We start from the raw sequence: 14463 nt of genomic DNA, 5'->3' as shown, positions 1-14463 counted from the left end.
GATAGTGCCCGTATCAGTGATTTTTTCGAAGATACAGGAACTATAGACCCCTGATAGTGCCCGTATCGGTGATTTTTTCGAAGATACGGGAACTATGGACCACTGATAGTGCCTGTATCGACGATTTTTTCGAAGACTTGGGAACTATAGACCCCTGATAGTGCCCGCCTCGGTGATTTTTTCGAAGTTACGGGAACTATAGACCCCTGATAGTGCCCGTATCGGTGATTTTTTCGAAGACTTGGGAACTATAGACCCCTGATAGTGCCCGCCTCAGTGATTTTTTTGAAGACTTGGGAACTATAGACCCCTGATAGTGCCCGCCTCGGTGATTTTTTCGAAGACTTGGGAACTATGGACCTTTGATAGTGCCCGCATCAGTGATTTTTTCGAAGACTTGGGAACTATGGACCTTTGATAGTGCCTGCCTCAGTGATTTTTTTGAAGATACGGGAACTATAGACCCCTGATAGTGCCCGCATCGGTGATTTTTTCGAAGACTTGGGAACTATAGACCCCTGATAGTGCCCGTATCGGTGATTTTTTCGAAGATACGGGAACTATAGACCCCTGATAGTGCCGGCATCAGTGATTTTTTCGAAGATACGGGAACTATGGACCCCTGATAGTGCCTGTATCGGTGATTTTTTCGAAGACACGGGAACTATAGACCCCTGATAGTGCCCGCATCAGTGATTTTTTCGAAGATACAGGAACTATAGACCCCTGATAGTGCCCGCATCAGTGAATTTTCGAAGATACGGGAACTATAGACCCCTGATAGTGCCCGCCTCGGTGACTTTTTCGAAGATACGGGAACTATGGAGTATGTCCACATCAATTACCGGGTTCAAAGATAAAAAAATGCCCTTCAACTCTAAAAACGAAGGACATTTTCTATCATATAATCAATTAAAAAGCCCAGTTTCCGCCGCGGAATACCGGCTCTGTTTTTCCATCCGCAGTGATGCCCTCGATATCCATTTCAGCTGAACCAATCATGAAATCTACGTGGGTAATACTTTGGTTTAGTCCATTTGTCTTTAATTCATCAGCGGACATTTTCTTTCCGCCCTCAATACAGAACGCATACGCACTGCCGATCGCTAAATGATTGGAGGCATTTTCATCAAACAAGGTATTAAAGAACAAAATATTAGACTGTGAAATCGGTGAGTCAAACGGAACTAAAGCCACTTCACCAAGATAATGAGACCCTTCATCGGTCTCTACTAAACGTTTCAGAATTTCTTCGCCTTCCTCCGCTTTTACCCCAACAATTTTTCCATTTTCAAACGTAATTGAAAAACGGTCAATAATATTGCCGCCGTAGCTAAGTGGTTTCGTGCTGGCAACCGTTCCATTCACACCTGTTTTCAGCGGAACAGTAAAGACTTCTTCCGTCGGCATGTTTGCCATAAACTCATGACCGTTTTCATTAATGCTTCCAGCCCCAACCCAAAGATGGTTTTTCGGTAGCTCAATCGTTAAATCAGTACCCGGTGCTTTATAATGAAGCTTTTGATATTTCTTTTCATTTAAATAATGAACTTTTTCGTGTAGGTTTTCATCATGCTTTTTCCATGCCTCCACAGGATTTTCAACATCTGCACGGGTTGCTTTAAAAATCGCATCCCATAGTTTTTCAACTTGCTGTTCGTTTCGAACATCCGGGAATACTTTTGCAGCCCACGCGGGAGATGCTGCTGCCACAACGGTCCAGCTTACCTTATCGGATTGAATCGCTTGGCGGTATTTGGATAACGCCGTACCGGCAGCCTTTTGGAAATTGGAGATTCGGTCAGGATTGACTCCTTTTAAAAGGTCTGGGCTTGAAGAAATAACTGACATGAATGCCGCGCCTTTTTCAGCAAATTCCTCTGTTTCTTTCGCACGCCATGCAGGATATTCTTGAAAAGCCGCATCAGGTGCTAAATCATATTTTGTTCGGGAAACAATGTCATCTGCCCAATTAACGACAACATTATAAGCACCGGCTTCGTAAGCTTTTTTTACCACAAGACGCACAAATTCCGCCGCATCCAATGCAGCATTGACTACTAACGTCTGTCCTTTTTGAATATTTACGCCCACTTTTACCGCAAGCTCAGCATATTTCTCAAGGTTCTTTTGAAATTGACTCATTCTATGTATTCTCCTTTACCAGAATATTCATGTCTATTGTAGCTTTTTTAATTTGAAAAAGAAACTAGCAGCCGATTGGACAAAAATATAAAAAAAAACAGTAAAGATCTTTTCATCTTTACTGTAATTTAGAACCGTATACTTTTATATTAAAATAAACCCCTGCGGAAAATAGAACTAAAAACGTAATTATGCCTGAAATTGATGTTGGAGACAAAAATTGTGACCCATCCATTCATTCCACCGCCTTTATTATTAGGAACGTTTACAAGTTAATTATAATAGTAAAAGAGGGAAATGTGTACATTTTAGTACAATTTATAGAAAGTTTTTTGAACTTTTTAGCGTTTGTTTTTCAAAAAAGGAAAATATTGATGTTATTTCCCTGGACCATCTTGCTAAGATCAGCCCCAGCATGGTGCAGACAATCGTGGAAAGAACCATCATTCGCTTTCGGCCAAATCGGTCGGCACAATAGCCACCCGTAAAATTTGCCATTACAGAGAATACCTGTGAAAAAACTAATAAGAGCCCTGCTTTATTTTTTCCAAATTCTTCCGCAAAGTAAATCGTTAAAAACGGAAAGAACATCCAGAAGGTAATATTCATCATCGCTTCTGCAAATAAACGGACCTTTAAATTCCGATCCCAATCTCGAATTCTCATAAAAAATCTCCATTTCTTTCATATAAGCCATTTCATCATACTATCCTTCAATATGAATTAGAATCTTCGGAATACCTGAATCCAATCGAAACGTATGCTATATTTAACTTACCTGAAATTCGAAAGGATGTATAAAAAATGGCAAAAAGTGTTGTTATTGCTGAAAAACCTTCTGTCGCACGTGATATTGCACGTGTGCTGAATTGTAATAAAAAAGGAAACGGATATCTTGAAGGAGATAAATACATTGTTACGTGGGCACTAGGACATTTAGTCACACTTGCTGACCCAGAAAGTTACGATGTGAAATATAAAACCTGGAATTTAGAAGATTTGCCGATGTTGCCTGATCGGTTGAAATTGACCGTAATCAAGCAGACTGGCAAACAGTTTAATGCGGTTAAAAGTCAACTGACAAGAAATGATGTCAAAGAAATCATCGTAGCTACAGACGCTGGAAGAGAGGGAGAATTAGTCGCACGCTGGATTATTGACAAGGTAAAAGTAAATAAACCGCTTAAACGTCTATGGATCTCATCGGTTACCGATAAAGCAATTCAAGACGGCTTTGCCAACTTGAAGCCTGGTAAGTCATATGAAAATTTATATGCTTCAGCTGTCGCACGTTCAGAAGCGGACTGGTATATCGGCCTTAATGCCACACGTGCATTAACAACCAGGTTCAATGCCCAATTAAACTGTGGACGTGTTCAAACACCTACTGTTGCCATGATTGCAACACGTGAGGACGAGATCAAAAACTTCAAAGCACAAACCTATTACGGCATTGAAGCCCAAACATCGGACCTTTTAAAGCTGACTTGGCAAGATGCAAAAGGAAACAGTCGCAGCTTTGATAAGGAAAAAACCGATGCGATTGTAAAAAAGCTAGGAAAACAAAATGCGATTGTAACAGAAATTGAGAAAAAGCCGAAGAAGTCGTTCTCTCCAGGGTTATATGATTTAACAGAATTGCAGCGTGATGCAAATAAAATCTTTGGTTACTCTGCAAAGGAAACGTTAAATATTATGCAAAAGCTGTACGAGCAACATAAAGTTTTAACGTATCCTCGTACGGATTCGCGTTATATCTCTTCCGATATTGTAGGAACGCTTCCAGAACGCTTGCGAGCATGTGGAGTTGGAGAATATCGTACGTTAACCAATAAGATTTTAAGCAAGCCGATAAAAGCTTCGAAAGCATTTGTTGATGACAGCAAAGTATCCGATCACCATGCGATTATTCCTACAGAAGGTTATGTAAACTTCTCAGCTTTCTCGGATAAAGAGCGGAAAATTTATGATTTAGTAGTAAAACGATTCTTAGCCGTCTTATTCCCGGCATTCGAGTATGAGCAATTAACGCTCCGTGCGAAAATCGGTGATGAGAACTTCGTTGCAAGGGGAAAAACTATTTTATCGACAGGATGGAAAGAAGTATATGAAAATCGATTTGAAGATGAGGATGCAGCAGATGACCTAAAGGAACAGATTTTACCTCGCATCGAAAAAGGCGACACCTTAAACGTGAAATTAATCGCCCAAACATCAGGACAAACCAATCCGCCTGCACGTTTTAATGAGGCAACTTTACTTTCGGCAATGGAAAATCCTACGAAGTATATGGAAACAAAAAATAAACAATTGGCAGAGACGTTAAAATCAACGGGGGGATTAGGTACAGTTGCTACACGCGCGGATATTATTGATAAGCTATTTAATTCCTTCTTAATCGAAAAGCGCGGGAAAGACATTCATATTACGTCTAAAGGCCGTCAATTGTTAGATCTAGTGCCTGAAGAGCTGAAATCTCCTACGTTGACAGCGGAGTGGGAACAAAAGCTTGATCAAATTGCCCATGGTAAGTTGAAAAAAGAAGTGTTTATCAGCGAAATGAAAAATTACACAAAAGAAATCGTTGCCGAAATTAAAGCAAGTAATAAAAAATACAAGCACGATAATATATCTACAAAAAATTGTCCGGACTGTGGAAAACCAATGCTTGAAGTGAATGGCAAAAAAGGCAAAATGCTCGTTTGCCAAGATCGTGAATGTGGACATCGTAAAAATGTGTCGCGCGTTACCAATGCACGCTGCCCGCAATGCCATAAAAAATTAGAGCTTCGCGGTGAAGGCGAAGGACAAATCTTTGCCTGTAAATGTGGATACCGTGAAAAACTATCAGCTTTCGAAGCGCGCCGTAAAAAGGAATCTGGCGGTAAAGTGGATAAACGCACAGTACAAAAGTATTTGAAAAACCAAAACAAAGAGGAAGAACCATTGAATAATGCCATGGCAGAAGCATTAAAAGGGTTGAAGTTTGATTAACAATAAGATTAAGGGGCTATCCATAAAATGTCTGGATAGCCCCTTTCTTTTATAGTGCTAATTGGTTAAATGGTCTTAAGAGGACATTCTCTTCTTTTCTACTGGTACTATATTTGCTGATCTTTTGTTTTTACTGACAAAGAAAGAACCGATCACAAATAGAGCGATGAGGATTGTTAAAAGGAATTGCGACCGAAGTGAATCGATAAATGCCATCGCTATAAAAAGACCTGTGATTGCTAAAATAGTAGCGTATGTCAAATAAGGAAATAACCACATTTTTATTTTCAATGCTTCGGGGTTTTCCTTTTCATATTTTTTTCTCATCCGCAGTTGAGAGAAGGCGATTACAAGGTATACAAGTAGTGCTACACCACCGGAAGCATTGACTAAAAAGAGAAATATTTTATCTGGAGAAAGGTAATTAAATCCTACGCTAATATAGGAAACAAGAGTACAACCCAATATTGCATGCAGTGGTACACCCTTTTTGTTGATCTTTTTAAACATTTTGGGTGCATATCCATTTTCTGACATCGCAAACAACATCCGGGAGCTTGTGTAAATTCCGGAATTCAAGCAAGAAAGTACAGCTGTTAAAATGATAAAATTCATGATCTGAGCCGCGGCTGGTACTTTAATCATTTCAAGTACGGAAACAAAAGGACTTTTCATCAGAGTATGAGAATCCCACGGGAGAACCGTGACCAATACTAAAATTGAGCCTAGATAAAAAATTAGGATCCGATAAATAACACTGTTTGTTGCAACAGTAATGGCTTTTTCAGGATTTGGTGTTTCTCCTGCAGCGGTTGCTACAATCTCACTCCCCATAAAAGAGAACATGACGAGAGTTAATCCTAGAAAAATAGAACTGATTCCATGGGGGAAGAATCCTCCACGATGAAGAAGATTTGCAGTTCCAGGTGAATCGACCCCTGGTATGAATCCGAAAATAATAGCTCCTCCGAGCAACAAAAATAGGACAATACTTACTACTTTGATAAGAGAGAACCAGTACTCAAATTCACCAAATGATTTAACAGAATACACATTAGTAAGAGTTAATAAAAAGGTAAGTATAAGGCTAAGCAACCAAGAAGGGACAGATGGATACCAGTACTGAATAATATTGGCCCCCCCGATTGATTCCACTGCAATGACAATTACCCAGAAAAACCAGTATAGCCAGCCGATTGTGTAGCCAGCCCATGGGCCAAGTGCTTCTCTAGCATACGTGGAAAAAGAACCGCTTGATGGATTGACAATTGACATTTCTCCCAACATACGCATAACCAAAACCACAAGCAGCCCTGCTATTGCATATGAGAGGATCGAAGCCGGTCCTGCCATATTAATCAAGGAGCCGCTTCCAATAAATAGTCCTGCCCCAATGATTCCACCTAAAGAAATCATCGTAATATGGCGGATTTTTAACCCTTTCTGTAACTCTGCTTGATGATGATTCATCCCCATTCCTCCTCATAAACCTTTTATTGAAAAATAATGAAAGGGAACCGTTTGTTTTAACAGTTCTTTGAAAGCCCTTTCAAATTCCCTGACACATCCTGTTAAAAATAATAGGATGTGTCAGAGAATTAAAAATTAATAATTTTCAATAAACTTATTTTATACATTATTGTTCATGATTGTCAATCTGTAAATTTACTTAAACATCTTTGTTAATCTATAAGATGGTAAAATGTGGTCTTTAATAATATTTATTTCTTTTTATTTTAAACAAATATGTTTAATGTTTGAACACATTTGTTTAAAACGGCTAAAAAAACAAAAAATTAAAAAGTTATGTACAAAAGTGTAAAAAGGTGTTTATAATGTATTTGTGGTGAATTTGAAAATTAAATCTATTGGAAATTTTTTAAAAAGGGAGAGAATCATATGATTACAGAATATAAGAATGCGATTGCACCCTACAAACATGAACCATTTACCGATTTCACAACAAAAGAAAACAAACAAGCATTTGAATACGCATTGACGTTCGTCCAGTCACAGTTAGGCAGGGAGTACCCGCTTGTGATTGGAGGAGAGCGAATTAAAACGGACAAACAGACGATCTCTCTTAACCCGAGTAATAAGGAAGAAGTCATTGGTAAGGTTTTCAAAGCGAGTAGGGAGTTGGCTGAAAAAGCAATGCAAGCCGCCCTTTCTTCATTCGAAACATGGAAAAACCATGACCCGGAAGAACGGGCAAACATTTTATTCCGTGCGGCTGCGATCCTTCGCCACCGCAAACATGAATTCTCAGCCTATCTTGTTAAAGAAGCCGGAAAGCCTTGGAAAGAAGCGGATGCGGATACAGCAGAAGCGATTGATTTTCTGGAATTCTATGCCCGTCAGATGGTGCAATTAAAGAATGGGGTACCGGTAAACAGCCGGGATGGAGAAATTAACAAGTTTAATTATATACCACTTGGTGTAGGCATTATCATTTCACCGTTTAACTTCCCATTAGCGATTATGGCTGGAACGGTGACAGCAGCGATCGTAGCAGGAAACACTGTTCTTCTTAAACCATCTGCCAATACACCTGTTGTGGCAGCAAAATTTGTAGAGGTTATGGAAGAAGCTGGTTTGCCTCAAGGGGTGCTGAACTTTGTTCCAGGAGATAGTGCTGAAATGGGGGATTACCTTATTGATCACCCGAAAACCCGATTCATCTCCTTTACAGGTTCTCGTGAAGTCGGCTGCCGGATCTATGAGCGTGCAGCAAAAGTACATCCAGGTCAAATTTGGTTGAAGCGCGTGATTGCTGAAATGGGTGGAAAAGATACAGTAGTCGTGGATAAAGATGCTGATTTGGATCTAGCAGCTTCTTCGATTGTATACTCTGCCTTTGGATTCTCTGGACAAAAGTGTTCAGCTGGCTCCCGTGCGGTTGTGCATCAGGATGTTTATGATGAAGTTCTGGAAAAGGCAGTGGCATTAACCAAAACATTAACGATTGGAAATCCTGAAGATGTAAATACCTATATGGGACCAGTCATCAGCAAGCAGTCTTACAATAAAATCATGAAATATATTGAAATTGGTAAAGAAGAGGGTAAATTGATGGCAGGCGGAGAAGGGGACGACTCCAAAGGCTACTTTATTCAACCAACCATCATTGCTAATGTAGATGAAAAAGCACGTCTTATGCAGGAAGAAATCTTTGGACCGGTTCTCGCTATTTGCAAGGCAAGGGATTTTGACCATATGATGCAAATTGCTAACAATACCGATTATGGTTTAACCGGTGCTTTACTCACGAACAATCGTGAACATATTGAGCGGGCAAAACAAGAATTCCATGTTGGAAACCTTTATTTTAATCGCGGCTGTACGGGAGCGATTGTCGGGTACCAGCCGTTTGGCGGATTTAATATGTCAGGAACGGACTCGAAAGCAGGAGGCCCTGATTATCTAATCCTTCACATGCAAGCAAAAACAACGAGCGAAACACTTTAAGAAGGGTGTATAGCCCTTAAAGTCATTTTTACCTGGAGGGAATATTCCGTGTGGATCATTACTGCTTATTCAAAAGACAATATTCAAATGTTTGAGTTTGACACTGAAAAAGAAGCAAATGAGGCTTTTGGGAGAATTCAAGGTTATAAAATCCTTTCAAATGTTGTTTATTTTAATGATTCATATTTAGTTGAATCCTACTAATCTATTGCAAAAATGATTAAATAATAATTTGTTGAAAGTGTGTACTCGAAATAATTTAACAACAAGAAGGAGTAATGGTGATGTTGAAAGATATTTTTATGGGATTATCCCAAAACCAATTTCTTAATAGCGCAGCTAAAAAGTATGGATTGAAACTAGGGGCACAAACTGTTGTTGCAGGTACGAATATTGAAGAAACGATTAAAAGCATTAAAGAGCTTAACGCAAATGGAATCTCTTGCACGGTCGATAACTTGGGAGAGTTTGTCTTTAAAAAGGAAGAGGCGATCGCCGCGAGAGACCAAATTTTAAAGGTAATCGAAGCGATTCATAAGAATAAAGTAGATGCACATATCTCTTTAAAACCAACACAATTAGGATTAGATATTGATTACAACTTCTGTTTGGAAAATCTTAAAGAAATCGTTCATCAAGCTAGCAATTATGGCATTTTTGTTAATTTTGATATGGAGGATTATGGACATCTAAAGCCTTCTTTTGATATTTTAGATGAATTATCGTTGGAATATGATAATGTTGGTACGGTCATTCAGGCATATTTCCTTAGTGCACAAGAAAATCTTGAAAAATATAAAAATTATCGACTGCGTTTAGTAAAAGGTGCCTATAAAGAACCGGAACAATATGCCTACCAGGATAAGAAAGAGATCGATAAAAACTTTATAAAGCTGATTGAATGGCATTTATTAAATGGAAAATTCACATCCATTGCTACACATGATCATAAAATTATTAACCATGTGAAAGAATTTGTTAAAAAGAATGATATTCCAAATGATAAATTTGAATTCCAAATGCTATATGGTTTCAGAAAAGACCTTCAGCTGAAACTAGCAAAAGAAGGATACCATTTCTGTACCTACGTACCGTTCGGTAAAGACTGGTACGGTTATTTCATGCGTCGTCTTGCTGAAAGACCACAAAACTTAAATCTAGTAGCTAAACAAGTATTTACCAAAAAAACCAACACACTAGTTGGCTTGACAGCAGGAGCATTCTTAATGGGCAGACTGACTGTGAAAAATAAAAATAGGAAGTAATTGAGCTTCATTAAAAGGCGCTTTTCTGAAATCCAGAAAGCGCCTTTTTTTCTCCAATATTTTAGTTTAACCCATACTCTTTAATCTTATTATATAGTGTTCCTCTGGATATACCGAGTAATTTGGCTGCAGCACTCTTGTTTCCATAAGTTTTGCGTAAAGCATCTTCAATCATCAATACTTCATCTTTTATAGGTGTTAGTTCCTTTACTATGGCTTCGTTTTGGACTGAAAGGTTACTGTTTTTTTCAGAAAAAGTATCAATGATATATTTGGGAAGATGCTTGAGAGTAATCATATTTTCATCATTCAGGATGATAAAACGTTCCACTATATTTCGAAGCTCACGGACATTCCCCGGCCAATCATAGTTCATCAACATGGTTATAACCCTTGGATTAATTTCCGGAATGGGTTTCTTATACTTAGAACTAAATTCTTGCACAAATTGTTGTACAAGTTTCATAATATCCTCTGTTCTCTTACGTAAAGGAGGGATATCAATATTTATTACAGTTAAACGGTAATAGAGGGTTTCGTTAAATTCCCCCTCCTTTGTCATTGCTTCTAATGGCTGCGATGTAGAGGCAATCACCCGGGTATGTGCTGTAATAAGTTCAGTTCCACCAACTCGATAAAAGGATTGATGTTCCAAGTAATTTAAGAATTTCTCTTGAATATCCAGTGGCATTTTGTCAATTTCCTCAATAAACAAAGTTCCATTACGGGCTTGTTCAATTTTCCCGGCTTGTCCAGTTTTCTTTTCGGATGTAAAAACCCCTTCTTGGTATCCAAATAATTCAGCCTCTAAAAGGCCGGAAGGAATCGTTGAACAATTAACAGATACAAGAGGTCCGGTGTTTTTTGAACCGCCATAATGAATTGCCTGTGCCAACATTTCTTTTCCTGAACCGGGTTCCCCTGTTAAAAGGACTGGAATATCAGCAGAGGCGACTTTTTGTGCAATTTGTAATGCTTGTTGAATTTCAGAACTAACTCCAATAATTGAATCAAAAGGCTTTTCTTGATCAATTAGTGATGGTAACGACGAGTCAAGTTCCTCATTTAATCGAACAAATCCAGTAATATCACGTTCTATTGCGATCCCCCCAATAATGGTATTATCTTTTATAATTGGAGAAGCATTTATTAGTACGTGGGTATCGTTATTGGGGCGATGATAGGCGCCGCGAACCGTACGCCCCTCATTTAAAATATTGTGTAAAATAACGGATTCTGCTTTAAAATGTTCTCCAATCTTTTGTCCAAGGATATTCTCGCGTTTAATTTTATACGTCCGTTCAGCTACAGAATTCCAACAAATAACCGTCCCTTCTTGATCTACAGCTGAGACTGCATCATTAATCGTTTCTGCCAATGTATAAAAGTAAGCGGAAAGCTTCTTATTTTCCCTATCTAAGTGCTGAAACCATTGATTAGCTGTTACAATCCCGATAATCTCTTCTTTACTATTATCCATAATAAGGACTGGCCGTCTCCAATCTGTTTTTGATGTAGAAAGTTCAACAGTCGTAGAGACGGTGGAAGGATGCCAATTTACCTTTTCAAGCCATTTCATTATAGGTAATGAATCCTCATCTAACGCAATAAAGTTGAATTCACTTTTTGCGATCGTAAAGTAGGTTCTCCCTGAAACAACAACAAAATCAAACTCTAAAAGTTTGTTTTTTATATGTAATAAAGATAGATTCGGCTCAACTATAGTAAAGGAGTTTTCTAAGTGCACCTGCCCAATATTGAACATAATAAACCCCTTTCATTACGTTTTTGTTTAAATGTATCATGTTTTATACAGTATTATCTAGCAAAAGAATAATAAACAAATGGATTTAAACAAAAAATGAATAGTCAAAAGCGTAATTGTCTTTCATTTATTATTGTGCTAAAGTGTTATCGTGCTAAAATTCAGAAAATTCCATTGACAGTAAGGGATTTCATCACATAAAATAATTATCATATCAATAGGAATATTTATATTTTTTAAAAGGAGTTTGAGACGAATGAGACGGTTTATACATCCAATAATAAAATTTAAATATTCTAATATGTTGATTAAAGAGGCTGGACTCCTAAACTAAGTGAATAGGAATCCAGCCTCTTTCTTTATTATACTAAAGTGGTAGAGGGAGAGATAATATATGATTACATTAACTGGTCAAGGTTTAACATTAAAAGAAATGAAAGAAGTACTATACGGTGGTCAAAAGGTTCAAGCATCAGATAAAAGTATGGAAGCAGTAAAAAAGAGCAGGGAAGCAGTAGACCGAATCGTTTCAGAGGGAAGAGTAATCTATGGAATTACAACGGGTTTTGGTAAATTTAGCGATGTATTAATTGATCAAAAGGATGTTCAAGACCTTCAGCTGAACTTAATTCGTTCACATGCATGCGGCGTCGGTGAACCATTCCCTCAGGATGTGGCAAAAGCGATGGTTCTTCTTCGTGCCAATGCTTTGTTAAAAGGATTTTCAGGTGTACGCCCAGTTGTCATTGAGAGATTGTTAGAGCTTGTAAATCACGATATTATTCCCGTTATTCCGCAACAAGGTTCACTAGGTGCAAGTGGTGATTTAGCGCCGCTTTCTCATTTGGCATTAGTTCTTGTTGGTGAGGGAGAAGTATTTTACCAAGGAAACCGGATGGATTCCCTAACAGCCTTCCAAATTGAAGGACTTACACCTATAACATTAGAAGCGAAAGAAGGATTAGGAATCATCAATGGAACCCAGGCGATGACCGCCATGGGCGTTGTCGGTTACTTAGAAGCAGAACAGCTTGCCTATGGAAGTGAGCTTATTTCTTCGATGACTATAGAAGGATTAAATGGAATTATCGATGCCTTCGATGAATCCATCCAGGTGGCTCGCGGCTACCAGCAGCAAATTGATACAGCAGCAAGAATCCGCAGTTATTTAAGTGACAGCTTACTGACAACACAACAAGGCGAGCTTCGAGTTCAAGATGCTTATTCACTCCGTTGTATCCCTCAGGTACACGGGGCTTCATGGCAGGCGCTTGATTATGTAAAAGAAAAATTAGAAATCGAAATGAATGCAGCAACCGATAATCCATTAATTTTTGATGACGGCGAGAAAGTGATCTCTGGTGGTAACTTCCACGGTCAGCCAATTGCGTTTGCAATGGACTTTATGAAAATTGCCGTTGCGGAAATGGCGAATATTTCAGAGCGACGCATCGAAAGATTAATCAATCCACAATTAAATGACCTGCCGCCATTCTTAAGCCCAGAGCCAGGACTACAATCCGGTGCAATGATCATGCAATATGTTGCAGCGGCTCTTGTATCTGAAAATAAAACATTGGCACACCCTGCAAGTGTGGATTCCATTCCATCCTCTGCGAACCAAGAGGATCATGTAAGTATGGGAACCATTGGTTCAAGACATGCTCATCAAATTATTCAAAATACAAGAAGAGTTCTTGCGATTGAATTAATTTGTGCCATGCAAGCTGTAGAATACCGTGGTGTTGAAAAAATGGCTACACAAACAAGAAGACTTTACGAAAAAGGAAGAGAAATCGTTCCTTCTATTAAAAAGGACCGTATCTTCTCGAAGGATATTGAAAGAGCTGCAGAAGGTCTAAAAACGATGAATGTCGCTGAATTGACACAACCAGTAGTATTGTAATTTAAAAAAGCGTGAGGGGGGTGCTCCTCACGCTTTTTACTCTTCTTCTTCCACTCTGTTTTTAAATGCTTCCTGGGTGACGATTAATTCTTCATCTTCAATGACTTCTCTCGTATGCTTTGCCGTCAGACTGTTTTTGGGAAAATCGCCTGGGTGGTTTTTCTTTTTATGATTAAAATCTTCTCCACGTGCCAAAATCAACACTCCTTTCGTTTACGGTTGTAGCATTCCCCCAAAGAGGATAAATCATTACAATTTGACTAATATGCATATCGCAGAACAGTTGATATACTTTACATAATAGGTATGGTGAAAAGGAGGCTTTAACAATGGATTTGTTTCATATTGTCTCGGAAGACCGTATTAAAAAAGCGTATAAAGATGGTGAGTTTGATAATCTTCCTGGTTACGGGAAGCCGCTGCCGATTGATGATCTCGCAGGAGTCCCGGAGGAATTGCGCATGGCCTATAAGCTGTTAAAAAATGCGGGTTATACGGAGGAGGAGGGTCATTTGCGCCGAGAATTGACGACGATTGAGGAGCTAATTAGGAAGTGCGACGATCCTGAAGAGCGGGAAGGGCTAAGAAGGAAGTTAAATGAAAAACTTCTCCGCTTTAATCAAATGATGTCCAAACGCGGTGTGAAAACCAACTCATCCATATTCAAAAATTATGAACATAAAGTTCAGAATAAGTTGAAATAACTTTTGTAGAGGCTGGAAAGGACAACGATTTTTGGAAAAAAGTAAAAATGTCCTTCCAGCTTCGCAACAAGGTGAGAAAGGAGATCAAACCGGTAGCGTAGAGAGGTTCTATGCGACCGAGATGGAGAAGAAAAGTGTAACTCGGTAGCGTAGAGAGGTTCTATGCGACCGAAATGGAGAAGAAAAGTGTAACTCGGTAGCGTAGAGAGGTTCTAT

11 protein-coding genes are annotated in these 14463 nt (G+C 38.8%); 6 read left to right on the top strand and 5 right to left on the bottom strand.

The genetic code is table 11. The annotated features are described in order from the left end of the window. Window positions 1-912 precede the first annotated feature (912 nt). A complete protein-coding gene (locus J2Y67_RS24935) occupies window positions 913-2145 on the bottom strand; it encodes an aminopeptidase (protein WP_310178416.1) in 1233 nt (410 codons plus the stop codon). 318 nt (window positions 2146-2463) lie between these two features. Next, window positions 2464-2811: an MFS transporter gene (locus tag J2Y67_RS24930; protein ID WP_310178415.1), complete on the bottom strand. Its 348-nt coding sequence runs from the start codon at window positions 2809-2811 to the stop codon at window positions 2464-2466. A gap of 138 nt (window positions 2812-2949) precedes the next feature. Between J2Y67_RS24930 and J2Y67_RS24925 the strand changes: the two genes are divergently transcribed. After that, window positions 2950-5139, top strand: a complete 2190-nt coding sequence (locus J2Y67_RS24925) for a DNA topoisomerase III (RefSeq protein WP_310178414.1) — start codon at window positions 2950-2952, stop codon at window positions 5137-5139. Between the two features lie 75 nt (window positions 5140-5214). Here the strand turns inward: J2Y67_RS24925 and J2Y67_RS24920 are convergent, their stop codons facing one another. Then, on the bottom strand, window positions 5215-6609 hold the full coding sequence (locus J2Y67_RS24920) for an amino acid permease (protein ID WP_310178413.1): 1395 nt from the start codon (window positions 6607-6609) through the stop codon (window positions 5215-5217). 429 nt (window positions 6610-7038) lie between these two features. Between J2Y67_RS24920 and pruA the strand changes: the two genes are divergently transcribed. From pruA to J2Y67_RS24905, 3 genes are all read left to right on the top strand, one after another. Next, window positions 7039-8607 (top strand): L-glutamate gamma-semialdehyde dehydrogenase, encoded by a 1569-nt coding sequence (gene pruA, locus J2Y67_RS24915; protein WP_310178412.1) that lies wholly within the window; start codon window positions 7039-7041, stop codon window positions 8605-8607. A gap of 48 nt (window positions 8608-8655) precedes the next feature. Beyond that, entirely contained in the window at window positions 8656-8811 is a 156-nt protein-coding gene (locus J2Y67_RS24910) for a hypothetical protein (RefSeq protein WP_310178411.1), read from the top strand. An 80-nt stretch (window positions 8812-8891) separates the two neighbouring features. Further along, window positions 8892-9872, top strand: coding sequence for a proline dehydrogenase family protein (locus tag J2Y67_RS24905; protein WP_310178410.1), 981 nt, complete (start codon window positions 8892-8894; stop codon window positions 9870-9872). Window positions 9873-9933: 61 nt separating this feature from the next. Here the strand turns inward: J2Y67_RS24905 and J2Y67_RS24900 are convergent, their stop codons facing one another. Then, window positions 9934-11637 carry a sigma-54 interaction domain-containing protein gene (locus J2Y67_RS24900; protein WP_310178408.1) on the bottom strand — a complete coding sequence of 568 codons (1704 nt, stop codon included), beginning with the start codon at window positions 11635-11637 and terminating at the stop codon, window positions 9934-9936. Window positions 11638-12031: 394 nt separating this feature from the next. Here J2Y67_RS24900 and hutH point away from each other — a divergent pair, with 394 nt between their 5' ends. Continuing rightward, window positions 12032-13543: a histidine ammonia-lyase gene (hutH, locus tag J2Y67_RS24895; protein ID WP_310178407.1), complete on the top strand. Its 1512-nt coding sequence runs from the start codon at window positions 12032-12034 to the stop codon at window positions 13541-13543. 36 nt (window positions 13544-13579) lie between these two features. Here the strand turns inward: hutH and J2Y67_RS24890 are convergent, their stop codons facing one another. Further along, window positions 13580-13738: a hypothetical protein gene (locus J2Y67_RS24890; protein WP_310178405.1), complete on the bottom strand. Its 159-nt coding sequence runs from the start codon at window positions 13736-13738 to the stop codon at window positions 13580-13582. 134 nt (window positions 13739-13872) lie between these two features. On the opposite strand from J2Y67_RS24890, the gene J2Y67_RS24885 reads away from it, so the two are divergent. Continuing rightward, window positions 13873-14247 (top strand): DnaJ family domain-containing protein, encoded by a 375-nt coding sequence (locus J2Y67_RS24885; protein ID WP_310178404.1) that lies wholly within the window; start codon window positions 13873-13875, stop codon window positions 14245-14247. Window positions 14248-14463: the final 216 nt, after the last annotated feature.

The organism is Neobacillus niacini, from assembly GCF_031456445.1.
GTDB lineage: Bacteria > Bacillota > Bacilli > Bacillales > Cytobacillaceae > Neobacillus > Neobacillus niacini_I.
The sequence above is the reverse complement of the archived record's forward strand: the minus strand, read 5'-3'. Positions and strand labels throughout refer to the sequence as shown.

What these genes read in the sequence shown, in the direction of transcription:
- J2Y67_RS24920 (WP_310178413.1), bottom strand. Translation starts at nt 6,609, where the DNA reads ATGAATCATCATCAAGCAGAGTTACAGAAAGGGTTAAAAATCCGCCAT.
- J2Y67_RS24900 (WP_310178408.1), bottom strand. Translation starts at nt 11,637, where the DNA reads ATGTTCAATATTGGGCAGGTGCACTTAGAAAACTCCTTTACTATAGTT.
- J2Y67_RS24935 (WP_310178416.1), bottom strand. Translation starts at nt 2,145, where the DNA reads ATGAGTCAATTTCAAAAGAACCTTGAGAAATATGCTGAGCTTGCGGTA.
- J2Y67_RS24930 (WP_310178415.1), bottom strand. Translation starts at nt 2,811, where the DNA reads ATGAGAATTCGAGATTGGGATCGGAATTTAAAGGTCCGTTTATTTGCA.
- J2Y67_RS24925 (WP_310178414.1), top strand. Translation starts at nt 2,950, where the DNA reads ATGGCAAAAAGTGTTGTTATTGCTGAAAAACCTTCTGTCGCACGTGAT.
- J2Y67_RS24905 (WP_310178410.1), top strand. Translation starts at nt 8,892, where the DNA reads ATGTTGAAAGATATTTTTATGGGATTATCCCAAAACCAATTTCTTAAT.
- hutH (WP_310178407.1), top strand. Translation starts at nt 12,032, where the DNA reads ATGATTACATTAACTGGTCAAGGTTTAACATTAAAAGAAATGAAAGAA.
- J2Y67_RS24885 (WP_310178404.1), top strand. Translation starts at nt 13,873, where the DNA reads ATGGATTTGTTTCATATTGTCTCGGAAGACCGTATTAAAAAAGCGTAT.
- pruA (WP_310178412.1), top strand. Translation starts at nt 7,039, where the DNA reads ATGATTACAGAATATAAGAATGCGATTGCACCCTACAAACATGAACCA.